Raw genomic sequence first — 21,147 nt, 5'->3', positions numbered from 1 at the left:
GAAAACTTCAACTCTTTTTTGACTATGTCGCATTTTCTCTTGGGGAATCGACAGATCTTGTCGAAAGAAATTATAGGTAGGAAAGTTATGTTACGAGGACTCTATACTGGTGCCAATGGGATGATTTCCCAACAAGTGAGAATGGACGTGGTCGCCAACAATTTGGCCAATGTGGATAAAACTGCATTTAAAAAAGATACCACGGTCTTCAAAACCTTTCCCGAAATGTTACTCCATCGTTATTCGGAAGATGGGATTGGAAAAACACCAATGGGTTCCTTTGATACTTCTCCCGTTGTCGGTAAACTGGGGTTTGGTGCCGAAGTGAACGAAGTTTACACTCGCTTCGAACAAGGTGCTGTGAAAAAAACGGATAATATTTTTGATTTGATGGTCCAAGACCAACCCGGTATGGAAAAACCTGCCTTTTTTTCTGTTCTCACCAATCGTGGGGAACGCCTCACTCGGAGTGGGAGTTTTGTTTTAGATAAAAATGGATTTGTTGTGACCCCGCAAGGATTTCCTCTTCTCGGCGAAAAAGGCCCCATCCAAGTGAACCAAGGAAATTTCCTTGTGAAAGAAAATGGGGAAATCTATATCAACGCCAAACTCGGAACCGCTCCCAAAGATGGAACCAATTTCAGCGAAAACAGATTCGAAGACCCAGTCCTACTCGATAAATTAAAAATCCGCACGGTCGAAAACCCGCGCCACCTAGACAAAGAAGGGGACTCGTTTTATTCCGACACTCCTGAATCCGGCGAACCCACTGCCTTTCCAGAACTTCTTGCCCCACAAGTGTTACAAGGTTATTTAGAAGCTTCGAATGTTTCTGTTGTGACGGAAATGGTAGACATGATTGAAGTAAACCGTGCATACGAAGCCAATTCTAAAACCATGCAAACCCAAGACAGTTTACTTGGTCGACTATTTGAGATAATGCGGTAAGATAAATTTCCGCATTATTTATTGGATTCGAACTATAGAGAAATCCTTTCAGCAGAGGTAGTTGTAAAAATTTAAATTACCTTTACAACTACCTTCCCTTTCGAATCTCCACTTTCTACATAAACCAAAGACTCATTGAATTTTTCAAAAGGGAAGACTTTGTCCACTACCGGACGAATTGTTCCTTTTTGCTTTATGTAAATTCCCTATATGTTAACGAATATTATTTAGCACTACGCAATTGTTTAAAGATAGCACCTTCAAACAATTTGTATGCATAATGTTGCATAGTAAGGATAAAGGAAGCGCTTGGCCCCACAGGAAAATTAAACTTTGGATCCTTCTCACCAATGACACCAACGACAGTTTTCACAACCGGTTCAGGGGTTGGCGAATTACTGAACGCATTTTTAGAGAAAGCCGCTGTTTGTTTGCGTAGTACATCATAATCTTCAATTTGTAAATCAGAACGAACCGCATTATTCCCAATATTGGTTTGGAAACTCATTGGTTCCACCATACTCACCTGAATGTTAAAATCTCTTAATTCAAAACGCAAAACCTTAAAGTAACCTTCCAGTGCATGTTTGGAAGCCGCATAGTAGGCAACGTTTGGTAGTCCAATGAGTCCCAAAAACGATCCAACGGTAATGATTTTTCCTGATCTTTGTTTTCTAAAGTAGGGTAACAACTGATTGGTGATTTTCACAGTCCCCCAAAAATTAGTTTCAAATTGTTGTTTCCCTAAATCAACCGAAGTCTCTTCTGCAAGACCTGCGACTAAATATCCTGCGTTATTGATTAAAACATCTAATTTTGGAATTTCATTAAATAATCGTTTTCCAAAGGATTCGATGGAGCTATCCGAGGTAATGTCTAATTCAATCATTTTAAAAGGGACTTGGGAAGAATGGTTTTTTGGATTTCGGCTTGTACCGACCACAGTATGACCGTCCTTATGCAATTTGTTAGCAATCAGAAGCCCGATTCCGGAAGAAGCGCCTGTAACGAGAATTGTCTGTTTCATATTTTATCCTTGCCTTGTATCATGTAAATTGAGATCCATATACTAATCACTTGCAATTCACAAGTATAATGGACGAAAACTACTTTTATTTTGCAAGTGAATTTTTTGGAAAATATGCCAACAAATCAAAAAAGATCAGATTGTCCCATTAGTTGTTCTCTTGATATCTGGGGGGATAAGTGGTCCCTTCTCATTATCAGAGATCTTATGAACCATAAAAAATGCACTTATGGTGATTTTTTGAAATCAGGAGAAGGCATTGCGACGAATATTCTGGCATCCAGGCTTCAGTTGCTCGAGGAAAATGATCTGATTGAAAAATTAGACCATCCTGAAAGCAAAGCAAAAGTTCTGTATCAGTTAACGAATAAAGGAATCGATTTACTTCCTATCTTAGTGGAAATTCACTTATGGGCTGAAAAGTATTTTGATATTCCTAAAGATCTAAAAGATAGAATGAAAGCAGTAAAAAAAGATAAAGAATCAGTTGTGCGCACTCTGATGAAAGACCTAAAAAAGGAACTGGCATCTAGTACAGAGAAGGAATAGATAAATGAAATCTTCCTTAATGAATCATCAGATTTCCTTTCTCGTGTGAATCCCCGAAAGACATTGTATTCAATTTATATTAAATTCTTCTTACTAGAGCTTCGATTCTATCCACTTTCGGGGCCCGGGCTGCTACGGGGTGCGCCTTCGCTCCCGTCTGACATTCGTCAGACCAAGCCCTCCACATCCCTTTCACGAAACCTAAGATAAGCTGAAATAAACCATCATCGTCTGTCATTAAATTTTAATATTATTAATCCCTACCATTTCTGTTTAATTATTGTTTCAGATTATAAAATCTTATCATTGATTAAAATGGTAAAAAAATAGCGACCGCTAGTGGTTTTTTCGATCATATTTTTATTCCATATAGTTTCAGAAATTGAATGAAACTATATGATTCTTAATACCAAGGGGGTAGTATGTATTTTCGGTTTCTTTGGTTAAGTTTATTATTTCTCAATATCGGTAGCTGTGATACAACTCATACGATTCAATTAACTTATCATCCTTATTTAGCCAAAAATCTCTGTCCACTTGCTATTTCGGGAGCTTTGGAAAATATAACATCAATTTCAATTGTATTGGATCGAACAAACGTTTTCGATGTTGAAGAAGAGTTACTAGATGAATTAAATGTTCACACTGATCCTGATTCAGAATATAGATTGCCTTTGCATATTGATCCTAAAAATGGTTTTTTCCATAAAATCCCATGCAGAAATCAGACAATTCAGATCCGGTATCGTAAAGATGAGATGGAAAAGGCATATTCGTTTTCTTTTGCAAAGGACAAAAAACAAAAATTTCGCGTCAAAAAAAAATCAAAATCAGGTGAATTGTATGTGGAAAACTAAGGCTATTTTTCTAATTCTATTTTTATTTTTTCTAGATTTTCATGTATTATCTGTCACTCAAGCAGATCCTGTTACCAGTTTGTTAAATATTGCAACCAGTCCTTTATTGCAAGGTAAAAGCGAATATATTTTTAAGGCAGTACCAGTTCCAGATCATCAAAATAATTATTTTATTGTAAATGTCTTGGGCGAAAAATCGGGAAATGAATCAAATAGTTATTCTTATTATTTTGTTTTTGGTAAAAATCGATTTTGGATGAGGATGCGTTATTGGGATTACCCTATCCGCAATTCTGTAATTCCATATTCTTCTATTCATAAATCTGTATATTATAAAGCTAGAGGAAATTTACATCGACAAAATTCCATAATTGAGTTTTGTAATAATTATTTTCCAATACCAAAAGGTGAATATATTTACGAATTTTCAATGTTTGATAATCGACGCGATTTTGAATTGCCTCATTATGATAATTTCTATGTTTATAGATTTTTTACTGTCGAAGCCAATCAATCTGTTTATATCGAAGTAGATATCAAAAACGATTCGTATAGCTCCAAAATCATAGAAACCCCCGATGACATTTTTTCTGATATGTGTAAATAATTTTTACTAATCCTCGCTAACTCCTTGTTCCCCCATCCACACGATACACTGATCCCGTTATAAAACTCGATTCTTCTGATGCTAGAAATCCAATCAGGTTTGCCACCTCCGCCGGTTTACCAAGCCTTCCCATCGGAATATTTTTTTCCATGGCCTCTTTTCCTCGTTCTCCTGCCACATCGAGGATTGCAGTTTCAGTCCAACCGGGGCAAACTGCATTGATCCGAACACCAAATCGTGCGACTTCTAAGGCACCTGTGGTTGTCAGTTCAATCACTCCCGCTTTGGCTACGCAATAAGGACCAAGCGAAGGAGAAGCACCAAGCCCTGCGATTGAGGCAACATTGATAATGGATCCGCCAATACGGTCACCAAGCATTAGTTTTGTGGCATATTTTTGGCACCAAAATACACTTGTTAAATCCATTAAAATTAAACGGTTCCAGACTTCGGTTGTCACCTTGTGCATAAATGTTGGTTTGTTTGCAATTCCGGCATTGTTTACCATAATATCCAAACGATTGTTCCTTGATTTGAATGTTTCGACAAGTGTAATGATTTCTTCCTCACAGGTGACATCACATTTGATAAATTCAGCTGACCCACCTAAATGTTCAATTTCCGCGACAACTTTGTTTCCTTCTGTTAGATTGATGTCAGATACAATGACATGAGCCCCTTTCCGCGCGAGTAGTAAGGATGTTTCTCTTCCGATTCCAAGAGCACCTCCTGTAATAATTGCATTTTTGTTTTTTAAAATTTGATCCATGACCAAGAGTAGCTATTGGATTTAAAACAACGCAAGCGAATTCCAGATCTTTTTTTCTTCGAGGATTTACATAAGTGATCTGATTGGTCTACTTGTTACGTGAAAAACTTAGTGAACTGATTGGGCTATTTATGAGAATATCTGTGTTTGTATATTATGATATATGAATATATTTGTTGCTTTGGTTCTTTTGGAAATTAACACACTAGATCCTATAGTGAATATTGCGACAATTATGTTCATTCAAAGAACAGATTCTCTTTTTTTTAGTGATAGTACTTAAAATAAAAAGTAGAAATTAGAATTCATCTAATTTGCGAGTATCCAAAGAATCCCTAAATGAATGATAGGATTTAGTTGGTGTAGGAACCACGCAAATGGGTATCGAATTTCTAAAACATTTTTTCATCATAGATGCTAGCCAATTGTATTTTGTAGAAGGGACTTATAACTATTGGTTGGTTTCCCTTTCTATTTTGATTTCGATCTTTGCTTCTTGGATTTCTTTATACATGCTCACTCGTTTTTCAAACGTTGAGAACAAGTATTCTCGTTTAGCAATTTTGTTTACCTCTAGTTTGTCGATGGGTGGGGCCGTTTGGTCAATGCACTTTATTGGAATGATGTCCTTTGAGTTATGCACAAAAGTTACTTACCATAAACTCATTACGATTCTTTCCATCCTTCCCAGTTTTATTGCTTCTTATTTTGCCTTACAAACATTAAGTAAAAAAAGAATCACAAGAAAGGAATTGATTTCTGTTGGAATCCTTGTTGGTGCCGGAATTGGTTTTATGCATTATATGGGTATGGCTGCCATGGAAATGCGGCCAAGGTTAATGTATGATCCTCTTTTATTTTTGGTGTCACTTGTTGTTGCTATTTCCTTTGCGATTTTATCCATTTTCATTCAATTTCGATTGAAGAACTCCAAGTTAAAGATAAGGAGTTTTTATCTCACTTTGTTTAGCGGTATTGTTATGGGTAGTGCCATCTCGGGGATGCATTACACTGGGATGGCAGCAGCACGTTTTGTGATCGAACAGAATCAAGTTTTAGATAAGTCCAATTCAGACCAATTGTTCATGGTGGCTTTGGTAGGTTTTGGAAGTATTTTTGTGATAGGTTCGGCAGTGGTCACAATTGCCTTTATTAGTTATAAAGATCTTTTTCAAAATCTTTTAAAAAGCGAATCCAGGTTACGTGCCATTATTGAAACAGCCGCTGATGCGATAGTGATGATTAATACCAAGGGAATTGTCCAAGAATTTAATATCACCGCAGAAAAGATGTTTGGTTGGAAAGCAAAAGAAATCATCGGTAAAAACGTTAATATTCTAATGCCTAATCCTTACCAAGGTGAACATGATCACTATCTTTCTAATTATCTAAGGACTGGTGAAGCTAAAATCATTGGAATCGGCAGAGAAACCATTGCTATTAGAAAAGATGGGACTACCTTTCCCATTCGGTTGGCAATTGGTCATACAAAACTGCCTCAAGATGATATCTTCGTTGGACTGATTAGTGATATTTCTGAAAGGATCATGATCGAAAATGCTCTCAAAGAAAATGAGGAACAATTAAAATCCTTCATTCAGAACATTCCTGGAGTGGTTTACAGGTGCCTCGTGGATGAAGACTGGACTTCTGTTTTTATGAGTGATGCAATTTCAACTTTATCAGGATATCCTGCGAAAGACTTTTTAAAACCAAATCGCAAACGTACTTTCACAGAAATCATTCACCCGGAAGACAGGGCTCACGTTGCTAACATCATTCAAAATGCGATTGATTTATCCGATACTTTTGTGCTGAACTATCGAATCATTCAGAAAACAGGGGATATTCGTTGGGTTTTAGAGTATGGTGGCCTTGTTTTAGATGAAAACAATAAAGTGAAATTTTTGGATGGAGTGATCTTAGACAATACAGATCGAAGGATGATCGAAGAAGCACTCATTGACTCCAAAGAAAAAGCGGAGATGGCAGCGATTACCAAAACAACCTTTTTGGCAAATATGAGTCATGAGATCAGAACTCCAATGAACGCTATCATTGGATTCACAGAAGTTTTATTATCTGGGGACTTAGTCGGAAATCAAAAAAATCATCTAGAGACTGTTAAAAACTCCGCCAAATCATTGTTAAGACTTTTAAATGATGTTTTAAATTCCGCAAAACTTGACCGTGGTGCCGTTGAGCTTGAAATTATAGATTTTTCTTTGATTTCACTTGTCGACCAAGTTTGTTCTGCCATGGGGATTGAATCCAAACGAAGAGGATTAGAGTTTAAGTATTTACTAGATGATAATTTAGAAGAGTATTATAAAGGTGATAGTCTTCGTATAAGACAAATTTTAACAAACCTGATTGGAAACGCGATTAAGTTTACCAAGGAAGGTTTTATTCATTTAAAGATCACAACCAAAAACGGTGAGGTGCTTTTCCATATCCAGGATACAGGGATAGGAATTGCCGCGGATCGAGTGGAAAAGATTTTTGATCCATTCACACAAGCCGATGTTTCCATGAGTCGAAAATTTGGTGGAACAGGTCTTGGTACCACAATTTCTAAACAATTAGTTGAGTTGATGAAAGGTAAAATTTGGGTAGAAAGTGAACTTGGGGTCGGTACAAATTTTTATGTATCTCTTCCATTAGAAAAAGGAAATCCCATTTTTGAAATAAATGAAAGAATCGATTTTGATTTGCCTAGTTTAGAAATATTAATCGTGGATGATGTCAAACAAAATGTTGAGCTTATTCAGTTGTTAATGACATCTAATGGTCATAAGGTGGAGATTGCCAAAAATGGAATCGAAGCATTGGAGATCTTTAAATCCAAACCATTCGATTTGGTTCTTATGGACATCCAAATGCCCGAGATGGATGGATTAGAAGCCACAAGACAGATTCGTATTTTTGAAAAACAAAATTCTGTTCGGACTCCAATCATTGCTCTATCGGCAAGTGTATTTGAAGAAGACAAACAATCTGCAAAAGATGCTGGAATGGATGGGTTTGTTTCGAAGCCAATCGACATTCATGATTTATTTTTTGAAATCAAAAAACTGTTGGTAGGGACTCGTGAAAATTCTGTCGCAAAGAAAACAGAGTCGGATGCAGACGAAATTTTTCAAATCGATCGAGGAAAGGTTTTGTTTGGATCTTTAGAGAAGTATGCACTGATGTTGGATGGCTTTTTTGCCGATTTCAAACAAGAAATTGAGGATAGTGTTCATCACTCGCAAAGTACATCCGAACAACAACAATTTTTACATAAAATAAAAGGTGTTTCTGCCAACTTAGGAATTCTTCCCATTTCTTCGGCCTCTCTCCAATTAGAAGGAAAACTATCGAATTCCCAACTGACAAAAACCGATTTTGAAAGTTTAAAGATGGTTTTTAAGAATTCTTATTTAGAGTTTCAAAAAACATTTGGATCAAAAATTTCTAAAAGCAAAACAGAAAGTTTTCCAGAAAAATCACTTTCCTTAGAAGACAAAAATCTTCTCCTAACATCTATTAAGGTTTTAACGGAATCTTTTTCACGCGGGTCTGTAGATCAAAATCAGGTGAAGATTTTGACTGAACTTTTAAGGGGAACGGAAAACTCCGCGATGATTTCTGATATTGAATCATCGATTTTACAATTTGATTTTGAAAATACGATTAAAAAGCTAAAAAATCTCGAAGATATCATTTCAGGAGATCCTGGTGGAAATTAACTCTAAACCTAAAATTTTAATTGTTGATGATGAACCGACTAATTTGCAGATCTTAAACGAAATTCTGCAGAATGATTATACTCTTTTATTTGCAAAAGATGGTTTGAAAGGAATCGAATTAGCAGAATCGCAAGAACCGGAACTAATTCTTTTGGATGTGATGATGCCTGAAATGACAGGGCATGAGGTTTGTAAGATCTTAAAGTCTAATGAGAAAACAAAATTCATTCCAGTCATCTTTGTAACAGCACTAACCGATGTGGGCGATGAGGAAAAAGGATTTCAGTTGGGAGCAGTTGATTACATCACAAAACCAGTAAGTCCTCCAATCGTAAAGGTTAGAATCAAAAACCATCTATCATTAGTGGATGTAAATGAAGTCAAAACCACTAGGTTACAAATTGTCCAACGATTGGGGATGGCATCCGAATACAAGGACAATGAAACAGGGATGCATGTGATTCGTATGAGTCATTATTCGCAAAGCCTTGCTTTGGCCTATGGGTATTCTTCTGAGGCAGCAGAAGAAATTCTCAATGCAGCTCCTATGCATGATGTGGGTAAAATTGGAATTCCAGATCATATCATTCAAAAACCTGGGAAACTAACTCCAGAGGAATGGGAGATTATGAAACGCCATCCTGAAATTGGAGCGGAAATCATCGGAGATCATAATTCAAGTCTCTTAAAATTGGCCAGATCAATCGCCATCACACATCATGAAAAATATGATGGAACAGGTTATCCTTATGGTTTGAAGGGAGATAAAATTCCACTGGAAGGACGTATCATTGCTATTGCTGACGTTTTTGATGCACTAACCACTGTTAGGCCTTACAAAAAAGCTTGGGAAGTTGATGCCGCTATTGAATTTTTAAAGAAAGAATCGGGAACTCATTTTGATCCAAATTTAGTTCAAAAATTCGTTTCCGTGTTACCTACAATTCTTGAAATCAAAAACCAATGGCCTGAGGAAACGTAAAAAAAATATTCACAAATTTGATTCTATAGAGATTTTTAGTTAAATTCTATGGACTATTATGATCATATCGAACTTGCTATAAGTTTTATGGAAAAACATTTAACGGAAAACATCCGTGTAGAGGATGTTTCTAAAAATGCTTTCCAATCTCGGTGGCATTTCCAGAGAATTTTTCGTTACGTTACTGGATATTCGGTTTATACTTATTTAAAAAAACGTAGGTTAACAGAAGCCGGCAATGATCTGATTCTTGGAAAAGAAAAAATCATTGATATTGCATTAAAATACCATTATGCAACCCCTGAATCTTTCCTTCGTGCATTTCGTACGGAATTTGGCATCAATCCTTCTGACTTTAGAAAAACTTCCGAACACCGAAATTTTCTCAAATTGGAGATCGAACCTTTAAGAGATAAAATTCGAATCGATGGATCCAGGATCAAAACTCAAATCATTACAAAAAATGAATTTGTTCTGATCGGAAAACCGCGGCGAACCACCATGCAGAAATGCCAGAACGAAATCGACATTCCTAAGTTTTGGGGAGATTTTTTTGGAGAGGGACTTATGAATTTTATCCCCAATCGTATTGGAAATTCTCTTATGGGTATTTATACAAACTGGGATTATGCGGAAAATTTTGATGTGATCATTGGAGCTCAAGTCAAAGACGATTCAAAGGTTCCCGATGGATTTGTGATCCACCGAATGAAACCAACGAAATATATGGTATTCACCGTTCCAGGAAATACAAACGAAGACATTCTGAATGGATGGAAATACATCTACGGAACTTGGATGCCGAATACGGGTTATGAGCGTGAGTTTAGTGATGATTTTGATGTCTTTGATGACCGTTTCCAATCAGAAACAAATCCAGAATCCGAAATTTATATTCCTATTAAATAGGGAATTGTATCTTTCTTTTTTAGATCCATTTTCCATAACTTCTCTTTTGGAATTTTAATCGCTTCGCGCGTCCTTTTGGGTTCTTAGTTTCAATCTGGCTCTCTAAAAAAGCACAAATTGTCAAGAGAGGGAAATCCATTTCTGCTAATATCTGAGTATGGAAAACAAAACCTCAGAGAAAATTCAATTAAACCCAATCACAGTCGTTGGAATCAAAACACGTACATCAAATGAAAAGGAAATGGCTGGGAATGGAAAGATTGCCGCGCTTTGGGAACAATTTTTAAAGGAAGAAATCCTTTCCCAGATTCCGAACAGAACAAGTCTCTCGGAGTGGATGGTGGTTTATACAGAATTTGAATCGGATGAAAATGGCGAATATACAATGTTTATTGGTGCTTCTGTAAACAAAGTAGAAAGTTTAAAACCACATTTATCTTCGATACAAATCCCAGGTTCTAGATATTTAAAAGTTCCCACAGAATGGGGCCATTTAACAACAATTGGTCTTGAAACTTGGAAAAAAATTTGGACAGAGGACGAATACAAGAAGAAAAGAACTTATATTGCTGATTTGGAAATTTATGGAACCAATGCTATGAATCCCATAAACTCCCAATTTGATATATATTTAGGAATTAAGTAAGTCCTTTCCTAAATATATACTTGTTCCTTCATAAGACTAATAAGCTTTGAATCCAGTTGGTGCTTGGCCAAGAGCATAGGCAGCACTGGCTTTCTTTTCATCTTTGATCAGTCTACTTTTTGCAATGAATCGCACCCACCACGGAATCCTTCGGATAGGGTTCCCTGTGGAATGTGCTAAAAGATAAGCTTTGGAACATTTTTCAATCAACTCACAATTATAAATGGCTTTGTCTCGAGTCACACTTGTGATCACAACATTATCTTCATCTAAAAATGCATTGGCACCACTTTGGACAACGGGGCTTTTTTCCACTGAACCATCGATCTGTTTGGGAAGATTCACCACAGGAGCACCTAACTGGCGGCACTGTTCATCAAAAACTAGCGGAAGAGGATGATCTAATGTTTTCAGTAAAGAACTCCAAGCCGGTTGAAAAGAAGCTATGGCACCAATATCTGGTCTTAAGGAATACAGACTTGCATGAAATCGAATTAGATTTAATGTCTCATCACTCATCAAATGAATGCGTAAAGAATTTGTGGGATTCTCAATTTTATACTCTGCAATTTCGACTTTTGATTTTTTCCCTTCTTCGCGGTGCATGAGAAGGAAACTTCCTTTTCCCGGAAGTCGGAAAGAAAGATCTGCTTTGTGGTCTTGTAATAAACCTTTTGTTTCGAGTCTATGCCATAAACTTTTCAGTTCTAATTCATCGGAAGATGTAATTTGTTTCAGATTTTTTTTGTGAACCGTGTTTGTCTTCATGATTTTTCCTTTTGTATCGGTTACAGGGCAGAAAGTAACTGTTGTTTCATGCCACTTGTCATATGAGATAAGTTTGTATTTTTTTCAATTCTCGTGCGTAGGAAACGAGCGGCTTCTTTTTCGATTAACTTAACACTTTCAATGGCTTGTTCTAAAGTATATGCCCCACAAACAAGTCCGTGATTTCTAAGTAAATAACCATTGGTTTCGGAATTGATTCGTTTTCGAAATGCATTCACTAAAAAGGAGGTTCCTGATGGTGCATAAGATACGGATCTTAAATAGGGACCAATATTTTTAATCCCCTCTGCAGATTTGATATCCATGTCCAAACCAAGAAGAGTGACAGCACTTGCTAGTGGTTGGTGAGTATGTAAACTCACTTCAATTTCGGGTCTTAATGTAAAAAACGATGCATGGATTCCACTTTCGGTTGTAGGTTGTTTGGTTCCTTCTACCATTTTTAGGCCTTTGATTTCTAAGATACAAAGGTCTTCTGGTTTCATTGTATAATAATCGGTGGCAGAGGGAGTGACTGCCATTAGTTTGGAATCGATTCTCACAGCTAAGTTTCCACCAACCCCAGCTAAAAATCCTAAATCAGCTAACTTAACACAGGCGGCAAGCATGGATTTCCTAACGGAATCTATTTTTGAATCTTTCATCTACTTTTCCTTCTGAAGGGAATGGAACAGCACCAAAACCCGACATTTGTCGATTATAAAATATTTCATTTTGGGCATTTGTCGAGTAATTTTCTGTAAAATGGTTAAATTTTGCTTGAAAACTGGAAAAAAGTCGGCATCTGTCGATGTTATGGGCAATCTCCGGCAAAACCAAACCCAAGGGAAGGAATCGAGGTTATCGATTTTGCCCGTGAAAACGGAGGAAGAAAAAACAATCGATCCAGACCGCAGAAAGGTTTTGCTCCATGCCTTACGCGAACTCCTTCGAATCGAAGAACCAGAAGCAGTTACTTTTGCAAAGGTTTGTGCGCGAGCAGAAATTCCAAGAGCCTCCGCTTATCATTTTTTTCCTAATATGGGAGCCATGTATCTTGGACTTCGTTTGGTTCATGCGGATCTTGTTTCTCTTCGTTTAGAAAAACTAAAGGCTTCAGACTTTGTTACTTGGCAAGACTATGTACGCCTTCTTGCAAAAGAAGCTGCTTCTGTTGTGCGAGAAGATAGGGCACTTCTGAGAGTTGTGTATGGGGTTCGCAGTGAAGAAACCAAACATATAGGAAAAACTTTGGATTCTACTATTGTAAATCTTGCCTTAGCACAAGTGGAAGAACAGTTTGTACTACCGAACCTATCGGAAATGGCAAGGAAGTTTGCCATCGCGGTTTCTCTCATTGATTCCGTTTTTCGTTACTCTTACCGCGAAGGAGGGGATATTTCGGACGAGATGGTGAATGAGGCAGGAAGGGCAGCCATCGCTTATTTAAGATGTTACCTCCCTGAATATTTGAATCGTAGGTGAAATTACTTTCCTAATTTCCTTTTATTTGTTTTCCTTCCTTAAAAAAATAATCGACAAATGTCGGTTTTTGTCGGACTACTTCTTACATCCTAAGTCGGTGCTAGTTGTTCTTTCTCTTTTGTTTTTTAGAAAGAAGTTTTCTAGAGTCTTCGGATTTTGATAAAGGAGAATCCGATGTTCGAAATAAACCTTAGCCTTGTAATCCGGAAAACCAAAAAAATTTTAGCTGAGTTTGTTTCTTTTGTTTTGGGGGCACCGGAAAAATTTGTCATGCGGCATAGGATTCTAAATGGAACCTTACTTGCCGGCATCATTGCAATGGGAGTGGGACTTAGTTCTGAATTTTTTCGGGAGGGTTTTGAAATTGTCGGACTCATTGCACTTTGGATAGCATTTGGATTTGCAACTATCTTTTATTATCTTGCTCGGTTCAAACACCAATTTAAAATCCTTATCCTTCCTACCTTTATCATCAGTTCCCTCACTTCGTTTTTGCAAATTCAATACAGTGGTGGAATTGTCAGTGCCAATGTGATGTTACTTGCACCTATCCTTGTTTTGAATATGCTCATCTTGGGAAAAAAATTTGATTGGTTAGCCATTGTATTTTTTGTCTCTGCACTTTTTGGAGTGAATTACCTCCAAACCCAACACCCTGAATTGTTTTATGATTATTCATCTGAAAAAGCAAGGAGTGAAGATTTTCTCATCACAGGCATCTCCATTTTATTTTTATTAGGACTTATGTTACGCACGCTCAACCGCTCTTATGAAGATGCCATTGGAGAAGTGAGTCGTTTGAAATACCAACAAGATGGAGATTATTATCTCACTTCACTTCTGACTCGTCCTCTTTCTGGAATTCGCATTCGTTCGAAAACAGTGGAGTTCCAATCCTATATCAAACAGAAAAAAGCATTCCAATTCAAAAATAGAGAGTATGAACTGGGAGGCGATATCTGTGTTGCCGATCAAATTGTCCTTCGGGGTAGAAGTTATTGTGTATTTGCTAATGGGGATGCCATGGGTAAATCCATGCAAGGAGCAGGTGGGGTTCTAGTTTTTGGAACTGCCTTTCGAGCTTTAGTCGAACGAACCCATAGAGAAGGAATATTATCAGGATACTATCCTGAACGATGGTTGCATACGGCTCTGAGTGATCTTAACGATGTCTTCGAAGGATTTGATGGATCGATGTCCATGTCGCTCCTTCTTGGTTTGGTGGATGAAGAAAATGGATTTTTATATTATATCAACGCTGAACATCCATTTCCCATTCGATACCGAGAGGGGAAGGCAAGTTTTTTATCCGAAGAAGCTACCAATTTCAAACTAGGGATGAAAAAAGACAAAGCTAGGATTGAAACTTGTTGGATTCGTCCTGGTGATACGATTGTGATTGGTTCTGATGGGCGAGATGATCTCAGCATAGGGATTGATGCCGAAGCAAATCGCGTGATCAATATGGATCATACTTCTATTTTGTCACAAGTAGAAGCAAGCGCGGGTGAGATTGACATTTTAGGGGAACGCCTTCAAAAAGTGGGGGAGCTTACGGATGATCTTTCCTTACTCAGCATTCGATTTCGTCCTAAGCCCCAATGGGATACAAATAGTCGTGAAAAGGGTTTGGAGGAACCAATCCGTCTCTTAAAAAAAAATAATGATACAGAAGCCCTCACTTTACTGACAAATTATGCTGATATTTATTCATCTGACCCGGCAGTATGGAAGTTATTACACAGAGTGTATCGTAAATTGGAGAAACCGGCAGAAGCAGGCCAGGCCGCAGAGAATTTTTCCAATCATCATCCATCTGGACTCCAAATGATCCTTGATGGAGCCATTCAGTATGCGAAAGCAAGTCTGATCGAGGAAGCAATTGATATGGCAGAACGAATTTATAGTCGAAAACCAGAAGTGATCCCCGTAATCAGGATTCTTTCGCGCCTTTATAAAAAGTCAAAACAACCTGACAAAGCAGAAGAATACCAAAAAGAAATCCTTCGATTGCAAAATGGATCGGCAAAGCCCCAAGGAGATGTTTGAATTCGTATCTTTTGGGTTAGGTGAATTTTCCCTATTCAACTTTATGGGTGATGTTAGGAAGTTTTGGTATCAAACTCAGAAAAATAGAATCATTTTTAAATAAATTAGTTTTGTTCTATTGCTTATCATAAAAATGAATTTACTTTTAATAATCCTCGCCTTGTTATCGTACCAAGAAGGAAGATTTGATACTATCTTCATAAGGTTACATGTATGGAAGAAAACGAAACAATAGAAATACCACAGATTCAAGAAGAACCTGCTCCGGAAGTAGCAGTAGTGGTTAAAAAAGCAGCTCCTAAGAAGAAAAAAGCCGCAAAAAAGAAAGCAGCGAAGAAAAAAGCAGCTCCTAAAAAGAAAAAGGCAGCAAAGAAGAAGAAAGCTGCTAAAAAGAAGAAAGTGGCTAAGAAAAAAGCCAAAAAAGTTCTCACTAAAAAGAGACCGGCGAAAAAGAAAACTGCTAAGAAAAAAGCAGCGAAGAAGAAAGCCGCAAGAAAGAAAAAAAGACGTTAATTACGTATGGGGTAATAGATTGGTTCCGTTCGGAATTTCCTTTCCGAATTAAGATTGATTCTATTATCCCACTCTATAGGAATTCCATCCTAAGTTCCTCATTTCTAATCCATCTAAAGTTGTTCGCCTGTGGCAATGACAAACCTTGATCTTAAGTTAAGGCATTGTTTTTGTAGGGATGATTCCCTTGTCTTTTAACCATTTTTGTTGGTTCCTTTTGCCGATCCATAAGAGGGCAGGTGACAGTTTTCCCATAAGCCAAGGAAAAACAGCTACCAACCTAGAGAGAAGCCCATCCGAGTAAGGAACATAGATTTCTAATCTCCCTTTTTTGATTCCTTTCATGACAGCATGTGCCACTTCGTCTGGTGTTTGGACTTGATTCACCCAATTGAGTGCGGTACCACCGTTTAACGCTTCATGTAAGAGCATGGGAGTATCAACTGCTGCCGGATAAATGCCCGACACTTTAATTTTCGTATCTTTTAGCTCTTCATAAAGTGCGGTTAAAAATCCCCTCAGGCCAAATTTACCGGCGGAGTAAAGAGAAGAATCTGCCAATGCAATGATTCCTCCAATCGAAACGATGGATACAATGGCACCTTCATTTCGTTTCAACATCAGCGGAAGGATTCCATGTGTAATATGAATGGGGCTGAGTAAATTGATCCATATCTGTCTTTGGATGTCGTTTATGGATTGGCTCGTAAAAGGACCTTCTTTGGTATATCCTGCATTGTTAATTAAAACACTGATTTCTGGATAATCTTCCTGAATGGAGTGGATTAGATTTTGGATTTCTTCTGGGTTCGTTTGGTCGCAGACAAAAAAACGTGGATTCCCATTTAGTTTTTCTTTTACCTGAGACATTTTTTCTAAACTGATGTCGGAGAGAAGTAGTTGGTATCCTTCCTTTTCCAATCGGAGGGCAATTGCTTCTGCAATGGCACCACCTCCACCGGTAATCAATGCAATTTTTTTCTTTGGATGGGCATTGTCTTTTTTCATTAGGAAATTCCAGAGGAAGTAGTTTGATCGTGGGATCCAGAAGGGACCATTGATGATTTTAGAAAGTTAAATTGCCCTGGTTTCAAATCGAACCATCCCATTTTCCTTTGAATTTTGGATCTATAGTTTTTATAAGCTACTTGATTGACATAAACGGAATGGCGCCCTGTATTCAAGTATTGGATTTTACCATTTAATAATGGTCTATCAGTTTTGATGAGATTGGCAAAACGCAGATATGATGAGTTTTTTTTCCGTTTTGCTTCTATATAGGATGCAATTAAATTTGCCATTTCATCAAACATCTTGTAGGCACCGCCATCGGTTTCCATATAACCTAGGGCATACAAATTTTCGAAATTCCGATTAAACAAAGTTAAATAAAGATCGGGTCTTCCATTTTTCCATTCAAAGTATTTCCTATCCATATAGGGAATGGACCAGTTATATCCGGTTGCAAGAATGATGAGGTCTATTTTTTCCTTAGACCCGTCTTTAAAAACGACTGAATCACCCTCAAGTTTTTCGATATCCGGTTTTGCAATGACATCTCCGTGTCTTAAATTATGGATTAACTGGTCGTTGATGATCGGATGAGTTTCAAAGATTTTATGATCTGGTGCCGGTAATCCAAGTTTTGTTAAGTCACCGACAAGAAATTTTAATAACTTACCAAATATCAACTGTGAAACCCAATTGGGGATCCAATGAGCACCATCTCCAAAAACGTCTGCAGGCTGTCCCAGTATATGTTTTGGTATGAAATGGTAACCTCGTCTAACGCTAATAAATGCTTGTTCGGCATTGGCTCCTGCGTCACAAGCAATATCACATCCAGAGTTACCTGCGCCTACAATGAGCACTCGTTTCCCATGAAAAAGATTCGGAGATTTATAATTTACGCTATGTAGTATTTGTCCTGTAAAACTATTTTCACCTTCCATTTTTGGTTGGTTCGGTGACCAAGTGATTCCGCTGGCACAAACAATTCCGCCAAACAAATACTTTTGATTAGCGTTTGTTTCAACAATCCAACTTCCGTCTTTTTCTTTGATTTCTTTTATCGATGTGTTAAATTGAATCCATGGATAGAGATTGTAGGTTTTCGCAAAATCTCTGTGGTATTTTAAAATTTGTCGATTGGATGGATAGTCCGGATATTCTTCAGGCATCGGAAAATCAAAATAGCTAGATAAATACTTTGAAGAAATAAAGTGAGCACTTTCATACATGGGAGAACCTGGATTACTGATATCCCAAATTCCTCCCACATCGCTGTGCTTTTCAAAAACTTGAAAGGGGATTCCTTTTGCTAGCAGGGATCTAGCCATTGTTAAGCCAGCAGGCCCGGCACCGACAATACAAATTGTATCTGATTTGTCGATGATTCCAGTAGAATCAGATTGGTTGTTTTTTACGAGGTCCATAGTCCTTACCACCCTTAATATGATCAATGATCACATTAAGGCGATCATTGATCATAAATTAGAATCAGTCAAGGTCAAATTGAGTCTTTTGGGAAAAAAAGAAGTGCAAATTATCATAAGGAAATTCTCCTTTTCTTATGAGTCTTGAGTTCAAAATCCCTGTCCAAACTAGAAGTCGTGAACGAGTCGAACTCATTTTAAAAACTGCCAGGGAATTAATCGGTGAAAAAGGAATAGATGCTGTGAGTATGCGTGAGATTGCTCAAACGGCAGGGATTCAAATTGGATCTTTATACCAATACTTCCCAGGAAAAAGTGCCTTATTGTTAACCATTATGAATCAATATTACAATTCATTGTATGAGGAAACAAAAAGAATTTTAGAGCCAGTGCGAACCATCGTTGAATTGGAAGTTGCGGCTGAAATTGCATTCAAACAATTTATTTCTATATTTCAAAAAGACCCGGCCCTTGCCAATCTTTGGGCAGGTGCCAGAGCCATTCCCGAATTAGTATCAGAAGACAATCGTGATACCTATAGAAATGCGGATTTAATCATAAAAACAACTTTGCGTTGCCTACCTATCTTAAAGGAATCAGAAGTCAGACCTTTTGCATTGTATTTCAGTCACACCCTTGGTATGGTCATTCGATTTGTTCGTGAAATTGACTTGGATCATGGAAAAGCGGTTATGAAAGAAACTTTAGAGATTCTAAAGTTAAGGCTAAGGGAATTTGAAAAATTAGCAAAACAAAAATCCAAACAAAAGAAGAAGGGTAGTTGAAAACAAACAGTCGTTTGGATATTAAGTAGGATGATATTACTGTTCGGACACCCGATTTTGAATGAGTAAAAGTATTGCTACCGGTGCTGTCATGGAAATGTCAGCAGATATTGCGAAAGGTGTATATGAAAATCCTAAAATCGTTATCGAAATCATTTGTAGAAATCAAATTATATCTTTTGGTATTTCTTTGCTTGTTTTTTGTTTTCTGGATCTAACTCAATCGCTTCTGGATGGAAAACAATATTCCAGTACCGAAGAATATAAGCCACAACACCTGCACTGAGTACAAAAAGTAAAACATAAGCCGAGATACCTGGGTGGAGTAAAAAAGAATAAGGAGCACCAAACTGTAAAAAGTATGGCAATGACATATACCAAATCACAGAGACGGCAACAATTCCCACTCCAAATTTTCCCCACCAGTTAGGTCGACCTTGTAATCCTCTTTTTAAATACAGATACCCACCAAGCCATACTCCGAGGATCTCTCTGATAAAATAAACAATGAGGATCCAACTTGGAAAATCAAAATGAATGGTGACAACAAAGAGTCCACCAAGTGTCACTAGTTTGTCGCAAACTGGATCTAAGTATCTTCCGAGAGTTGTTTCTTGGTGGAGGAGGCGAGCAAAGAGTCCGTCTAGATAATCACTGAAAACTGCTGCAAGTGCATAGAATATGGAAGCAAATAATTCTTTTACGTTCGCCGGATCATGTGCATAAGTATAAGTGCTTTGGAAGAAAAAAGGTAATAACAATACCCTTGATATAGAAAGGAAATTGGAAAGGGTAAGGATTCGATCCTGGAAAAGGTCTTTGGCTTTTTTTTCTTCGATTTGCATAGAACCAATACCAGATTCTAAAAATTCTAACGAAAGGCAAGAAAACAAATGAAAACTGTGTTGACTCTCGAAGTCGATTCTATAGTTTGGTCTTTATTCCGATGGAGTTGTAGCTCAGTTGGTTAGAGTGCCTGCCTGTCACGCAGGATGTCGCGGGTTCGAGCCCCGTCAACTCCGCCATCGGTTTTTCCCCTCATTCAATATACTCTTCTTTTTCTTTCTTGAACAGAATCTGATTTTCTTCTTCTAATACTCTAGCTACCTGCACAATCTTACTTCTTGCTTCGTTTATCTCTCGTAAGGTGACTCGCGGTTTCATATCCAGAGCATCCAAAATATCTTCTGATCTATTTTGGCTCATATTGTTTAGGAATTTTTTTCGAATCTCATCTCCTGCACCACGGATGGCAAGAGAGATAGAAGTGTCATCCGCGAGCCTGTTGATTAAGATTCGCATTTCTTTGTTATCAAGAGAAAGAATATCTTCGAAGGTATAGAGTTTTTCACGAACTTGGTCGGCAACATCGGGAGAAGATTCTTCTAATTCGGAAAGAATCGTTTCTTCGGCTCCTTTTTCCATAAAGTTCAAAATGTTCGCAAGGACATGGGCGCCACCAGCTTCGGAATATTCCTGTTTGTCTCTTTCTTCGTATCGTTTTTTGAGAATGCGAGCAATGTTTTGAATCACATCGGGATGGGTTTTGGATGTGGTGGCGAGTCTTACGGCAATTTTAGCCTGTTCTGGTTTGGGAAATAGTTTTAAAACATCGGCAGCCTTTTTGGGATCCAAGTGAGAGAGGGTCACCGCTATGATTTGTGGGGATTCGGTTCCGAGCATTCCTTGTAGAACTCCTGGTTCTACTTGGTTTAAAAATTCAAAATCGTTTTTTGTTTCTTCTTTGTGGATCTTCTTCAAGATCACATTGGCTTTTTCAGCGCCCACAGTATGTTCCAGCAGAGATTTGGCAGTCGAGAGGCCACCGGATGTGGTTTCGTTCAAATCTTCAATGGTATTATGGAATTCTTTTAGGATGACTTCTCTTTCTTCTTTGGAAATGGACCTAATCTTTGACATTTCCAGAATCACTGCTTCAAGCATCGAGTCGTCTAGGTGTTTCAGAACATCGGCAGCTCTTTCTTTGCCAAGGGATAAAAGGAGGAGGGCGGCTTTCCGTACGCCAGGAGTGGCGGATGTACTGTTCTCAGGCTTCATGTGACATAATTCTCCCGGTTTCCTGTTAC

21 protein-coding genes and 1 tRNA gene are annotated in these 21,147 nt (G+C 37.8%); 13 read left to right on the top strand and 9 right to left on the bottom strand.

Translation table 11 applies throughout. The annotated features are described in order from the left end of the window. The first annotated feature begins 87 nt into the window (after positions 1-87). Positions 88-948, top strand: a complete 861-nt coding sequence (locus EHQ70_RS04005; RefSeq protein WP_135569832.1) for a flagellar hook-basal body protein — start codon at positions 88-90, stop codon at positions 946-948. 71 nt (positions 949-1,019) lie between these two features. Here the strand turns inward: EHQ70_RS04005 and EHQ70_RS04000 are convergent, their stop codons facing one another. Both EHQ70_RS04000 and EHQ70_RS03995 read right to left on the bottom strand, forming a co-directional pair. Beyond that, positions 1,020-1,127: a zinc-binding dehydrogenase gene (locus EHQ70_RS04000; protein ID WP_279638497.1), complete on the bottom strand. Its 108-nt coding sequence runs from the start codon at positions 1,125-1,127 to the stop codon at positions 1,020-1,022. 44 nt (positions 1,128-1,171) lie between these two features. Further along, positions 1,172-1,975 (bottom strand): SDR family NAD(P)-dependent oxidoreductase, encoded by an 804-nt coding sequence (locus EHQ70_RS03995; RefSeq protein WP_135583713.1) that lies wholly within the window; start codon positions 1,973-1,975, stop codon positions 1,172-1,174. Between the two features lie 114 nt (positions 1,976-2,089). Here EHQ70_RS03995 and EHQ70_RS03990 point away from each other — a divergent pair, with 114 nt between their 5' ends. From EHQ70_RS03990 to EHQ70_RS03980, 3 genes are all read left to right on the top strand, one after another. Beyond that, positions 2,090-2,524 (top strand): winged helix-turn-helix transcriptional regulator, encoded by a 435-nt coding sequence (locus tag EHQ70_RS03990; RefSeq protein WP_135583711.1) that lies wholly within the window; start codon positions 2,090-2,092, stop codon positions 2,522-2,524. Between the two features lie 422 nt (positions 2,525-2,946). After that, entirely contained in the window at positions 2,947-3,381 is a 435-nt protein-coding gene (locus EHQ70_RS03985) for a hypothetical protein (protein ID WP_135583709.1), read from the top strand. Further along, on the top strand, positions 3,368-3,988 hold the full coding sequence (locus tag EHQ70_RS03980; protein WP_135583707.1) for a hypothetical protein: 621 nt from the start codon (positions 3,368-3,370) through the stop codon (positions 3,986-3,988). Before EHQ70_RS03985 ends, EHQ70_RS03980 begins: the two co-directional genes overlap by 14 nt. 16 nt (positions 3,989-4,004) lie before the next feature. On the opposite strand, the gene EHQ70_RS03975 is transcribed toward EHQ70_RS03980, so the two are convergent. Continuing rightward, positions 4,005-4,757, bottom strand: coding sequence for an SDR family NAD(P)-dependent oxidoreductase (locus EHQ70_RS03975; RefSeq protein ID WP_135583705.1), 753 nt, complete (start codon positions 4,755-4,757; stop codon positions 4,005-4,007). A gap of 377 nt (positions 4,758-5,134) precedes the next feature. On the opposite strand from EHQ70_RS03975, the gene EHQ70_RS03970 reads away from it, so the two are divergent. From EHQ70_RS03970 to EHQ70_RS03955, 4 genes are all read left to right on the top strand, one after another. Continuing rightward, positions 5,135-8,488, top strand: a complete 3,354-nt coding sequence (locus EHQ70_RS03970; RefSeq protein ID WP_135583703.1) for an MHYT domain-containing protein — start codon at positions 5,135-5,137, stop codon at positions 8,486-8,488. Next, positions 8,478-9,470, top strand: a complete 993-nt coding sequence (locus EHQ70_RS03965; RefSeq protein ID WP_135583701.1) for a response regulator — start codon at positions 8,478-8,480, stop codon at positions 9,468-9,470. The genes EHQ70_RS03970 and EHQ70_RS03965 overlap by 11 nt, the downstream gene beginning before the upstream one ends. Before the next feature lie 48 nt (positions 9,471-9,518). Then, on the top strand, positions 9,519-10,379 hold the full coding sequence (locus EHQ70_RS03960; RefSeq protein WP_135583698.1) for an AraC family transcriptional regulator: 861 nt from the start codon (positions 9,519-9,521) through the stop codon (positions 10,377-10,379). 157 nt (positions 10,380-10,536) lie between these two features. After that, positions 10,537-11,025, top strand: a complete 489-nt coding sequence (locus EHQ70_RS03955) for a GyrI-like domain-containing protein (protein WP_135583696.1) — start codon at positions 10,537-10,539, stop codon at positions 11,023-11,025. Between the two features lie 36 nt (positions 11,026-11,061). Here the strand turns inward: EHQ70_RS03955 and EHQ70_RS03950 are convergent, their stop codons facing one another. Both EHQ70_RS03950 and EHQ70_RS03945 read right to left on the bottom strand, forming a co-directional pair. After that, positions 11,062-11,793 (bottom strand): class II aldolase/adducin head domain-containing protein, encoded by a 732-nt coding sequence (locus EHQ70_RS03950; RefSeq protein WP_135583694.1) that lies wholly within the window; start codon positions 11,791-11,793, stop codon positions 11,062-11,064. Positions 11,794-11,813: 20 nt separating this feature from the next. Further along, positions 11,814-12,458 carry a class II aldolase/adducin family protein gene (locus EHQ70_RS03945; protein WP_135583692.1) on the bottom strand — a complete coding sequence of 215 codons (645 nt, stop codon included), beginning with the start codon at positions 12,456-12,458 and terminating at the stop codon, positions 11,814-11,816. A gap of 151 nt (positions 12,459-12,609) precedes the next feature. On the opposite strand from EHQ70_RS03945, the gene EHQ70_RS03940 reads away from it, so the two are divergent. From EHQ70_RS03940 to EHQ70_RS03930, 3 genes are all read left to right on the top strand, one after another. Then, on the top strand, positions 12,610-13,278 hold the full coding sequence (locus EHQ70_RS03940; protein ID WP_135583690.1) for a TetR/AcrR family transcriptional regulator: 669 nt from the start codon (positions 12,610-12,612) through the stop codon (positions 13,276-13,278). Between the two features lie 174 nt (positions 13,279-13,452). Beyond that, complete coding sequence (locus EHQ70_RS03935; protein ID WP_135583688.1) at positions 13,453-15,327, top strand: SpoIIE family protein phosphatase; 1,875 nt, start codon at positions 13,453-13,455, stop codon at positions 15,325-15,327. 213 nt (positions 15,328-15,540) lie between these two features. Beyond that, positions 15,541-15,840 (top strand): hypothetical protein, encoded by a 300-nt coding sequence (locus EHQ70_RS03930; protein ID WP_135583686.1) that lies wholly within the window; start codon positions 15,541-15,543, stop codon positions 15,838-15,840. 156 nt (positions 15,841-15,996) lie between these two features. On the opposite strand, the gene EHQ70_RS03925 is transcribed toward EHQ70_RS03930, so the two are convergent. Together EHQ70_RS03925 and EHQ70_RS03920 are read right to left on the bottom strand one after the other, a co-directional pair. Beyond that, positions 15,997-16,848, bottom strand: a complete 852-nt coding sequence (locus tag EHQ70_RS03925; protein WP_244288216.1) for an SDR family NAD(P)-dependent oxidoreductase — start codon at positions 16,846-16,848, stop codon at positions 15,997-15,999. After that, positions 16,848-18,275, bottom strand: a complete 1,428-nt coding sequence (locus tag EHQ70_RS03920; protein WP_135583684.1) for a flavin-containing monooxygenase — start codon at positions 18,273-18,275, stop codon at positions 16,848-16,850. The genes EHQ70_RS03925 and EHQ70_RS03920 overlap by 1 nt, the downstream gene beginning before the upstream one ends. A 137-nt stretch (positions 18,276-18,412) precedes the next feature. On the opposite strand from EHQ70_RS03920, the gene EHQ70_RS03915 reads away from it, so the two are divergent. Continuing rightward, positions 18,413-19,060, top strand: a complete 648-nt coding sequence (locus EHQ70_RS03915) for a TetR/AcrR family transcriptional regulator (RefSeq protein ID WP_135583682.1) — start codon at positions 18,413-18,415, stop codon at positions 19,058-19,060. A gap of 170 nt (positions 19,061-19,230) precedes the next feature. Here the strand turns inward: EHQ70_RS03915 and EHQ70_RS03910 are convergent, their stop codons facing one another. Next, positions 19,231-19,905, bottom strand: a complete 675-nt coding sequence (locus tag EHQ70_RS03910; protein ID WP_135583680.1) for a CDP-alcohol phosphatidyltransferase family protein — start codon at positions 19,903-19,905, stop codon at positions 19,231-19,233. A gap of 103 nt (positions 19,906-20,008) precedes the next feature. On the opposite strand from EHQ70_RS03910, the gene EHQ70_RS03905 reads away from it, so the two are divergent. Continuing rightward, positions 20,009-20,085: transfer RNA gene (locus tag EHQ70_RS03905), tRNA-Asp, on the top strand. Between the two features lie 13 nt (positions 20,086-20,098). Here EHQ70_RS03905 and fliG read toward each other — a convergent pair. Continuing rightward, on the bottom strand, positions 20,099-21,118 hold the full coding sequence (fliG, locus tag EHQ70_RS03900) for a flagellar motor switch protein FliG (RefSeq protein WP_100742779.1): 1,020 nt from the start codon (positions 21,116-21,118) through the stop codon (positions 20,099-20,101). Between the last annotated feature and the right edge of the window lie 29 nt (positions 21,119-21,147).

This window comes from Leptospira congkakensis (assembly GCF_004770265.1).
Lineage (GTDB): Bacteria > Spirochaetota > Leptospiria > Leptospirales > Leptospiraceae > Leptospira_A > Leptospira_A congkakensis.
The sequence above is the reverse complement of the archived record's forward strand: the minus strand, read 5'-3'. Positions and strand labels throughout refer to the sequence as shown.